Here is a 10,516-nt window from a genome sequence, read left to right as displayed (position 1 = left end):
CTTTATGTAGCCTTTTCTAATGATTTATGATTTTTTAGTAATTGTTTGATACCCAATTTTTTCTCTTCAAATTCTATTATAATAGAATCTCCTTTAATATCTAAAACAATTCCTTTACCAAAAACACTATGAATAATTTTTTCTCCTATTTCAAAATCATTAGGATTGCTTCGCATATGATCTTCTAATGATAATTTAACATTTTCTTCATTATAGGTCACTTCATTTAAATCTAAACCTGATTCATATATAAATCTAGAAGGTTTATTTGAATAGAATTTTTTATATTCTGAATATGGATCACTAGCACTTGAAATAAATAATTTTTCTTGAGCTCTTGTAAAAGCCACATAAGCTAAACGTCTTTCTTCTTCAATTCCAAAACTTTCTCCATTTTCATCATCCAATTGAATAACTTTAGATGACGGGAAAACACCTTCATTTAAACCTATAACAAATACAACTTTATATTCTAGTCCTTTGGCTGCATGAATTGTCATCAGAGTCAAAGAATTAGAAATACTATTTTTATTTTCAACTTGTTCTAATGAAATAGAGTTTAAATAATCCTCAATCGAACTATTTATATTTTCATCTTCTCATTTGTTTATAGAAGAAATTAATTCTTTAATATTTTCTATTTTACTTATAGATAAATTATCCTTATAATTTTCTAACATTGAAATATAACCAATTTCATTTAAAAATTTTAATAATATATCTCCTATTTTTTCTGTCTTATTTTCTATTAATAATTGATATTTTTTTAATTGATTAATAAAATTAAATAAAGAACTTTTTTTATCATTAGATATATCTATAAATTCTAAATACTTTTCTCAAGAATCTCATAATGAAATATTTTTATTTTCAGCAAAATTAATTAATTTTTTTAATGTTTCATCTCCTAATTTACGTGATGGAACATTAATAATTCTTTTTAAACTAATATCAGTAGGTTTATAAATACATCTTAAAAAAGCTAAACAATTTTTAATTTCTTCTCTTTCATAAAATTTTTGGCCACCAACCATTTTATAAGGAATAGCTTTGGATGCTAATAAATCTTCAATAGATCTTGAATAATAATTAGAACGATATAAAACAACAATATCTTTTAATTGATAGTTATTATTTTTTAATTTTGTAATTTGATTATAAACTCATCTAGCCTCATTTTCAGTAGAATATGCTTTATAATATTGAACTTTATCTCCTAATTCATTTTCTGTAATCAAATTTTTAACTAGTCTATTAGAGTTAAATTTGATTAAATTATTTGCTATTTTTAAAATATTTTTTGTAGAACGATAATTTTGAATCAATGTTACTGTTGAAGAATTTTTATATAATGAATCAAAATTATTTATAAATGATATATCCGCCCCTCTTCACGAATATATTGTTTGATCAGGATCGCCCACAATAGTTATGTTATTGTTAATAGCAATCGAATTAATTATTTCATATTGAATCTTTGATGTATCTTGAAATTCATCAATTAAAAAATAATCAAATCTTTTTGATCATTTATCTTTAATTTCAGGAAATTTATCCAAAATTTGCTTGGTATAAATTAACAAATCATCATAATCTAGAGAATTAGAATTAATTAAAAGTTTTTGGTATTCAAAATATATTTTAGCTTTATTAATTTCTAAAGGATCTGAAAAGTCATTAATATCTTTATTCAATTCTTCTGGAGAAATATTGTTATTTTTATTATACGAAATAAAATTCTTTGCAAAATAATATGAAATATCACTCTTTGAAATTTCATATTTTTTATATATTTCCTTCAAAATATTATCTTGATCTATACCATCTAAAATATTGAAATTATTATTAAATTTTTCTAAAAGATGAATTTCTTCTCTCAAAAAATAATAACAAAAAGAATGAAATGTAGAAATAAATGTTTTATTAGATTTTTCTTCGCCAATCAAAGACTTTAATCTTTCCTTCATTTCATTTGCTGCTTTATTAGTGAAAGTAAGAGCTAAAATTCTATATGGTTTAATTCCTATAGAATCAATTAAATAAGCTATCTTTGTAGTTAATACTCTTGTTTTTCCAGATCCTGGTCCAGCAACAATTCTCACAGGATTTTCAATCAACAAAACTGCTGATTTTTGCTCTTTATTTAAATTTTGTAACATTGATTGATAATCCATTATTTTAATCCTTTCATATTATGGGATATATAATATTTTTTTCTGGTTCTATTTCTATTTCTTCTTTTGTTGCAATATTAATGTATTTATAAGAATACACTATCTCTGAATTTGTTATTCTATCTACTAATGACAATCTTTTTTGTTTGAACAAAATTGACATAAATGAAAATACTTGAATTAAAACTATTATAGGAGATAATACAGATGGAATTGCATAAAATGATATTTCCAAAGTTGTTCATTGATATTGAAGTATTAAACTTTCTAATTCTGCATTAAAATCTTTAAGATGAGATTGAATATAATTGCTAATTATCATTTTATTTATTGTTGTTGGCCAAACAAAACACATAAAAATAACAATTACAAAAATTCATAAAAAAACACCTAATTCTGTTCTTTTTAAAATAACATAATATTTTCTTTGGTTATTATAATTTAATTTTAATCTTAATATCATCATTCCTAAAGTTCTTCCATTACAAATTAAGGGAATTAGAATATACAATAAAGATAAAAGCAAAATTAAAATAAATAATCATAAAAAATATGTGTAATCATTTTTAACTAAATACATTTCTACATTAATACTTGTTACTAATTCTTTCTTAATACAAATAAGAGAAGTTGAAATTCCTACAACACAAAAAAGTATAATATCTATCAAAGTAGAAACTAATCTTGATCAAAATTTAGCTTTTTCATTTATTTGACTCATATTTTGATTATATTTCTAACTCTTTCAACAATTTATTTCATTTTGAAATAGGATAATTTTGTTTTAACATATTTGCTTCTATAGAATTTGGTAAAAGCATGTATTTATTTTTTAAATGAAAATCTTTAAATTCAGAATATGTAATTTGGTCTAATTTTTCTTGATATTTTTTTTGATTTAAATTTGATGTATATTTCTTTGATTTTAATTTTTCTTTAATATTAGTTTTATTCTGTAAATACAATGAACATAAAATTATTTTTAAATAAAATAATTTAGCATAAGAAATTTCTTCTAGATATTTATTTTCAATTGAATATTTTTCTTGAATTACATCTCATTGAGACAAAATAGAATTATAATTTAAAATGTGTTTTTCTTCAATGTCAATTGAAATTAATTGATTTGATACATAATAATATTTGTTTGCTTTTAAAAATAATAAATAAACTAGATAAGTAAAGAGAATATTTGAAGTATCATACATTGTATCTGTTGAGAAAAATTTTAGAACAGTATTTAATAAAGATGTAGAAATTATTTTATTAAAAATAAAAGGATAACTAAAAGCAATAATTTCTGGGTGTTCTTTTATTTTTAAAATAACATTATATAAATTTCTTACCAATCTATCTTTAGGATTTCATTTAATAAAATTATTTAATGATGGCTTAAATTCAATAATATCAGGAGAATTTGAATCAATAATTTTAGTTATTGTATTAAAAAATCCTGGAACTATTTTTGATGGAGATGTTAAAAAGAATAAATAATCATTTGTTACTATTTTATTGACTTGTTCTAAAATTTTGTTTAAAGAATTTTCTCGATTAGAAAAAATGAATTTAACAATACAATTAGGATTTGCATTTTGAAAATCTTGAATATGATTAATTAACTCATAATCATTTTCCACAACAAAAATCACTTCGATTTTTTGTTGATTTCTTAAAGAAGATGAAAGTCTAGAAAAAAATTTTTTGGTAATTATTTCTTTTCTTAATTCATTGAATAGTATAATTACTGAAAACATTTGAATCCTTTCTAAAATCAACCTTATTAAATCTTTATAAATTAACAAATATCAAGATTTACATTATTGATAAAAATATTATATTAAAATATTTTTTATATATATTAATTTATAAAAAATTGTTTTATAATAAAAATAATGATTTTAAAAAATTACTAAATTTTATACACTCAAAATTTTAAGGATATATCTTATATGGCAGGACATTCAAAGTGAGCAAATATTAAACATAGAAAAGGTGCACAAGATGCAGCAAGAGCAAAACTTTTTGCAAAATTTGCAAAAGAAATTATGGTTGCCGCAGCTAAAGGTGGGCCTGATTTAAGTTCTAATGCTTCTTTAAGATTAGCCGTATCAAAAGCAAAAGCAAAATCTATGCCTAAGGCAAATATAGAAAATGCTATTGCAAAAGGATCTGGAACATCTAAAAATGCATCAGATTCTTTTAAAGAAATTATTTATTCAGGAAATTTAAAACACGGGATTATTTTACTTGTTATTTGTTTAACAGATAATCAAAACAGAATTTCTTCTGATATACAATATTTATTTAAAAAAGCAAACGGTGTGATAGGAAAAACTGGATCAATACCTTTTAATTTTGAAAGAAAAGGAATTTTAGAAATTAAAATCGAAGGTATCAAAATGGATGATTTAGAAATGGCAATCATGGAATCAGGTGCAGAGGACTACAAAATAGAAGATGAGTATGTAACTATTTATACTAATCCTTCAGATTTTGATAAAGTGAAAGAAAAAATGGAAAAAATGGGCTTTTCAAATTTTGAAACTGCTGAAGTTACATTTGTTTCAAATGATAAAGTGCAGCTTAATGAAGAAGAATTAGATAAATTTATGAATTCAATTGAAGAATTCGAAGATCACGATGATATTCAAGCAGTTTACCATAATGTTGATATAGATATAATAAAAGAATAACTTCTACTAAATTTTATTTTTTATTGATGTTATCATCTTAGCACCATCTCTTATTAATAAATTATTTCCATCATTTTCACTTTGCAAACCAGGGAAACAAAAAATATCTTTTCCTTGTTCTAAGGCACAAGAAACTAAATTAGATATTTTACTTTCTTTATAAGAAGAAGCAATAATCAAAGCTTCTGATAATCCTATAGATATTCTATTTCTTTGTATCAATCTTTTATGATTTAAATTTACATTTTCAGGATATTCACTAATTATTAAATATTTATCTTTATTAAATTTTAATTCATTTATATTTTTACCAAAATAAGGATTTGTAAGACCATTTGATGAAATTAATATTAAATTTTGATTATTTTTTATTAGATTATCTATTATTTTCTCATCTAATCCTTTTGAAAAATTAGAAACTAAAGTGTAATTTTTTGATAATTCAAATGCAGATTCATTAATAAATTTATTTATATTTTCATTTGAAAAATCTCCTGTAAGCATTATTAATTTTTCTTTTAACAATTCTTTATTACCCTCATAAAAAAGAACAAAAGGCGGTTGATTAATTTGTTTTAAAGGTTCAGGGTAATCTTCATCAATTATTGTTATAGCTTTTATCTTTCCTGAACTTAAATCCTCTCCAATTTTTTCTAACTCTTCCATTTGAATAAATTCTTTTTTCTTAATTGCATTATAAATATCATGAAAATATCCTTTATATTTAATAGCAAAATAAATTAAAACTAAATTCATATTAATATCCAAAATTATTTCCTTTATTTATTATCTTAACTAAAATATTTGTATATTCAGAATTGGAACTATTTTCTATTTCATAGATATAAAAATCATTAGATTCTTCTATATCTCAAATTAATTGATCTACATCAATTTCTTCTAAATTTTGAATGACAATCTTTTTCATAAAATCCTTTCAAAATTTCACATTTTATGAAAAAAAATATATAAAGATGTTAGTTGGCTTTATTATACCATATTTTTGATTGTTGTAGAGCTTAAATCTATGTTAGATTTATATAAAATAAAATTTATTTTAGGTTCTAACATTAAATATTGAGATTTTAGTTTTTGTTCATATTTTAAATCTTCTTCATTTCTATATCCTCTAATAATATTGAAACAATTCAATTTTCTAGCTATATTAACTGTTAATTGACGTTTATTAATCAAAACCTTGATTTTTTTATTTTTTTTATATTTTCTTTTAATAATTTTTTTAGATTTAAAATAGCTAAAAAAGCGTTCTTTATTTTCATTTCAAGATATAACAATATATATTAAATCAAAATCTTCCAATCCTTTTTGTACCACAAAATCATGACCTTCATGAAAAGGGTCAAAAGATCCTGGAAATATAGCTCGTTTCATTATGAAAAAAAATCCTCTTTTTTAATTGTGATTGTTTTTAAACAAAATTCACATTTAATTTCTAAAGAATCTTTTTTCAATTCTTCTTGCTCTTTCATAGGTAACAACAATATAGCTTTAATCATTTTTTCTTTACTACATCAACATTTAGAAGATAAATGTTTCGTTTCTAAAAGTTTTCCATCAATTTTATCTTCAATTTCTTTAATAGATAATGTTTTAATGTTCATATTTGCAACAAAATCTTCAATTCATTTTTTATCATCCTCTGTATGATTTGGTAATAATTGAAAAATAATACTTCTAACTTTTGAAAAAATCAAAGGATTATCTGATGATAATTCAACATTAGATAAAATTGCAGAAAATATTTGATCAGATACATTTAAAAAATAAGCTAAATCTGTTGCTATATCAAATCGAACCAATTTAGTTACTGAATTAAAATATTCATTTTTAATTTTCCGAGAAATTTCTAAAGAACCATCATCTCCTATTCCTAATATTAATGGGATTTCATTATAATTTTTATTGTCATATTCAGTCACTATATTAGGATCTAAAATTAAAGCACGAACATCATGATCTTGAATTTCCATTATCAAAGAATTTATAGGACCATTTGATTTAATTCTAATCATTAACTTTTGAGAATCATATAAAAATTTTAAAGGACTAAAAACCGCAAGAGAATTTCCTAAAATAATTGCTGGTAATGGTAAATATTTATGGTAACTTAAAATATCATTAGCTAAATTTTGCAAATCAGAAAGATATATTCTTATATTATTTTTAATAATTATTTTTGTAAAATTTCTCTTCATTTTAACCTTTTTAAATAATCTTAAATTTTGAAGTTAAAGAAGAAACCTCTTCTTTAGATTTTTTAATGATATTTTCATCATAAGGATTTTGTAATAATTGAATAATAATATGAGCTAATGTTTTAAATTCTTCTTCTTTAAATCCTCTTGTTGTCATTGCTGGAGTACCTAATCTAATACCACTTGTTATTTGAGGAGATTCGAGATCATTAGGAATTGCATTCTTATTTACTGTAATATTTGCTCTTTCCAAAATTTCTGTTGCTTCTTTACCAGTTAAATTAAATGATTTTTTAACATTAATCATAAAAAGATGATTATCTGTTGTGCCAGAAACGATTTCAATATTTGCTAATTTAAATTCATTACAAAAAGCTTTAGCATTTTTTATTATTTGTTCTTGATAAATAGCAAACGAAGGATCAAGCGCTTCTTTAAAAGCAACAGCCTTAGCTGCTATTTGATGAAATAGTGGTCCTCCTTGATAACCAGGAAAAACTCATCGATCCACTTTTTGAGCAACTTCTGAATTATTTGTCATAATTATTCCGCCTCTTGCCCCTCTTAGGGTTTTATGAGTAGTAGATGTTACTACATCACAATACTCAAAAGGACTAGGATGTAATTTAGTAGCTACTAATCCTGCAATATGAGCAATATCAGCCATTAATTTTGCACCTACTTGGTCTGCAATTTCTTTAAATTTCTTAAAATCAATAATTCTTGAGTAGGCGCTTGCTCCGCAAATAATTAAATCAGGTTTAATTTTTTTTGCAAGTTCTAGAATTTGATCATAATCCAAAATTCCATTTTTATCTACATCATAAAAATAAGTTTGATAAAAATATCCAGAAAAACTAATTTTATATCCATGACTCAAATGTCCACCAGATGATAAACTCATTCCTAATATTTTTCCATTTTTAGGAATCAATGAAGCAATAGCTGCCGCATTTGCAACTGATCCTGAATATGGCTGAACATTAGCATATTTTACATTAAATAATTTTTTTAATCGTTCAATAGCCAATTCTTCAATTACATCAACGTTTTCACACCCACCATAATATCTTTTATGAGGATATCCTTCACCATATTTATTAGTTAAGATTGATCCAGCAGCTTTTAAAACATCTTCTGATACATAATTTTCTGAAGCAATTAATTCTATACGATCTTGTTGTCTAATCAATTCATTATTTATTGCTTTTTCAATTTCTTTATCGTTCAAAAATATTTTTTGATATTTAATCATAAAATACCTCCATAATATTATTTTTAATTTTACAATACATTAAAAATTAATATTAAAGTATTGACATATTTTTAATTTAGCTGATTTTTCAATTATGCTTAATTTATAAATTGTAGTATTCATTTTTTTAGCCAATTGATTTCTTTTTAAGTTATTTACTTTTAATTCATAAATTACATCAAATTCTTCTTTGGTTAAAAAATGAAACAAATCTTCATAATAATAATTTTCACTTAAATTTTCTTCACAATGATCAATCAATAAACTTAGATTTAATACTTGATGATTTTTAGATTTATAAATATTACAATAGGTTCTCATATAATTTCAAATTTTTCTTGAAAAATAACTTTCTATATTAAAGTTTTCATCTAAAGATAAATTACCGAAATATTCTAATTTATTTTCGCTTTCTAATAATTTATAGAAAGAAAACAAAATTAAATCATCTGCTTCTAATGGTACATTTGGATTTGTGTATTTTACTTTATTTGATAACGAACGAATATATTCTTGTTTTTTCTTATAAAATAATTGAACATTAAATTCATAATTTGATTTTTTATACATTTTTTTCTACTTTAAATATCCTGGATTAAATATAACAAAAATAGATGTTATAAATTTCTTTTTTAAAATGTAAATAGTTCAATTCAAGTAAAATTAAAATATGAGTAAAAAGTTGTTTTTATATGAAGTAGATCCTTTATTTTTTTATGATGCCAATAATGATGGATTTGGAGATTTTAAAGGATTGAGTCAAAAAATAAATTACTTTCAATATTTAAATATAGATGCAATTTTATTGCCTGACATTTTTAATCAAGAAGAAATTATTGCAAAAGATGTTCAAATCTCAATATATGATAAATATGGAAATTTAAAACAATTAAAGAAAATGATTGATGATTTTCAAAAAAATAACATTGATATATATGTGCAAATTGATTTAAAAAATATTTTGAAATCTATGATTCTAAAAACAAGTTTTAAAGATATTTTTCAACCAGATATTTCTAAATATATTGAAGAAGATAATAGTTCTAAATTTAAAATTTTAAATTGAAATACAAAAAAAAGAATTGATGCATTTAAAAAAATTATTAATTTTTGAACTAAACTAAATGTAAATAATTTTGTTTTTATTAATTTTGAACAACTATATGACAAAAATAATAAATTAGATAAAAAATTATTATATCAATTGAAATTTTTATATGAATTAACAAAAGAAATAAATCATAAATGCACTATTGGATTAAGATCTATGTTATTTAATAATAAAACAATAAATTATATATTTCAAAATTTAATAAATGTAATGTGTGATTTTTATATTGATTCTTCATATTCTTTATTTGCAACTAATAAACAACATCCATTTGAATTGCAAAAACCATTTAATTGTAAAATGTTGTCAAAAAAATTAAAAACCTTAAAAATCCCTTCTGAGCATAACTGAAAATATTTTATTTCTATAAATAATAATAAAATAGGTCGGGTAAACTCTCGTTGATTAAATGAGGAAATTTTAATAGATGAGTCAAATAAATGTTTACTAATGTTTACTAATCTTTTGTTATATTCTACTGTTAACTATTATGGAGATGAATTAGGGCTGTTAAGATTAAATATTAGAGATAAAAAAGACTTTTTTGATTATGAATATAATGAAAAAAAGAGAGCCTTGGAATTTAATAATTATAAAATTGATTATTTTGAAGAATCTCAAAAATATTTATCTAAAATAAATGCTCAATCTTTTTTTATATGAAATGATAAAAAAAATGGCGGTTTTACAAAAAGTGATTTTTGTTTTAGAAAACTTCCTATTAATTATTTAACACATAATTGAGAAAATGAATTTAATGATAAAAATTCTATTTTGAATTTTTATAAAAATTTGATTACAATAAATAAAAATATTGATTTAGATCATCTTGCTAAAAGACAAAAAATAAAAATACAATTAAAGAAAAAAATATTTATTATAAAAATAATTGAAGAAACTAATCAAAATATTATTTTAATTAATTTATCAAATAAATCAATTAATAAAAAATTAAATGAAAAGTGAAAAGTTATATCAAGCACAATAACTAATAAAAAATATTTAAAAAATATAGAATCTTTGTCACCTTATGAATCATTGGTTTTAGTGAAAAAAAATAATTAATA

11 protein-coding genes are annotated in these 10,516 nt (G+C 21.6%); 2 read left to right on the top strand and 9 right to left on the bottom strand.

The annotated features are described in order from the left end of the window. Window positions 1-2: 2 nt before the first annotated feature. Genes ACJA29_RS00815 through ACJA29_RS00805 form a run of 3 tightly spaced genes read right to left on the bottom strand, consistent with a single transcriptional unit; the run spans window position 3 to window position 3,928 of the window. Entirely contained in the window at window positions 3-2,174 is a 2,172-nt protein-coding gene (locus tag ACJA29_RS00815) for an ATP-dependent helicase (protein WP_406602736.1), read from the bottom strand. A gap of 4 nt (window positions 2,175-2,178) precedes the next feature. Then, window positions 2,179-2,895 (bottom strand): RDD family protein, encoded by a 717-nt coding sequence (locus ACJA29_RS00810; RefSeq protein ID WP_406602735.1) that lies wholly within the window; start codon window positions 2,893-2,895, stop codon window positions 2,179-2,181. A 7-nt stretch (window positions 2,896-2,902) separates the two neighbouring features. Continuing rightward, window positions 2,903-3,928: a hypothetical protein gene (locus tag ACJA29_RS00805; RefSeq protein WP_406602734.1), complete on the bottom strand. Its 1,026-nt coding sequence runs from the start codon at window positions 3,926-3,928 to the stop codon at window positions 2,903-2,905. Between the two features lie 195 nt (window positions 3,929-4,123). Here ACJA29_RS00805 and ACJA29_RS00800 point away from each other — a divergent pair, with 195 nt between their 5' ends. Next, complete coding sequence (locus ACJA29_RS00800; protein WP_406602733.1) at window positions 4,124-4,867, top strand: YebC/PmpR family DNA-binding transcriptional regulator; 744 nt, start codon at window positions 4,124-4,126, stop codon at window positions 4,865-4,867. Between the two features lie 6 nt (window positions 4,868-4,873). Here the strand turns inward: ACJA29_RS00800 and ACJA29_RS00795 are convergent, their stop codons facing one another. The 6 genes from ACJA29_RS00795 to ACJA29_RS00770 all read right to left on the bottom strand — a co-directional run bounded on the left by ACJA29_RS00795 (window position 4,874) and on the right by ACJA29_RS00770 (window position 8,908). Then, window positions 4,874-5,623 (bottom strand): DNA-processing protein DprA, encoded by a 750-nt coding sequence (locus ACJA29_RS00795; RefSeq protein ID WP_406602732.1) that lies wholly within the window; start codon window positions 5,621-5,623, stop codon window positions 4,874-4,876. A 1-nt stretch (window position 5,624) separates the two neighbouring features. Further along, window positions 5,625-5,795 carry a hypothetical protein gene (locus tag ACJA29_RS00790; protein ID WP_406602731.1) on the bottom strand — a complete coding sequence of 57 codons (171 nt, stop codon included), beginning with the start codon at window positions 5,793-5,795 and terminating at the stop codon, window positions 5,625-5,627. A gap of 62 nt (window positions 5,796-5,857) precedes the next feature. Then, on the bottom strand, window positions 5,858-6,259 hold the full coding sequence (locus ACJA29_RS00785; RefSeq protein ID WP_406602730.1) for an adenylyltransferase/cytidyltransferase family protein: 402 nt from the start codon (window positions 6,257-6,259) through the stop codon (window positions 5,858-5,860). Beyond that, a complete protein-coding gene (locus tag ACJA29_RS00780) occupies window positions 6,259-7,083 on the bottom strand; it encodes an Hsp33 family molecular chaperone HslO (protein ID WP_406602729.1) in 825 nt (274 codons plus the stop codon). Before ACJA29_RS00780 ends, ACJA29_RS00785 begins: the two co-directional genes overlap by 1 nt. A gap of 10 nt (window positions 7,084-7,093) precedes the next feature. Further along, a complete protein-coding gene (glyA, locus tag ACJA29_RS00775; protein ID WP_406602728.1) occupies window positions 7,094-8,338 on the bottom strand; it encodes a serine hydroxymethyltransferase in 1,245 nt (414 codons plus the stop codon). A 39-nt stretch (window positions 8,339-8,377) separates the two neighbouring features. Then, window positions 8,378-8,908 (bottom strand): hypothetical protein, encoded by a 531-nt coding sequence (locus ACJA29_RS00770; RefSeq protein WP_406602727.1) that lies wholly within the window; start codon window positions 8,906-8,908, stop codon window positions 8,378-8,380. 100 nt (window positions 8,909-9,008) lie between these two features. Here ACJA29_RS00770 and ACJA29_RS00765 point away from each other — a divergent pair, with 100 nt between their 5' ends. Further along, the gene (locus tag ACJA29_RS00765; protein ID WP_406602726.1) at window positions 9,009-10,514 is read left to right on the top strand and encodes an alpha-amylase family glycosyl hydrolase; all 1,506 of its coding nucleotides are present in this window, start codon (window positions 9,009-9,011) and stop codon (window positions 10,512-10,514) included. The last annotated feature ends 2 nt before the right edge of the window (window positions 10,515-10,516 follow it).

This window comes from Metamycoplasma sualvi (assembly GCF_045276925.1).
Lineage (GTDB): Bacteria > Bacillota_I > Bacilli_A > Mycoplasmatales > Metamycoplasmataceae > UBA710.
Note: the sequence above shows the minus strand (reverse complement) of the source record. Positions and strands in the feature narration are given on the sequence as shown.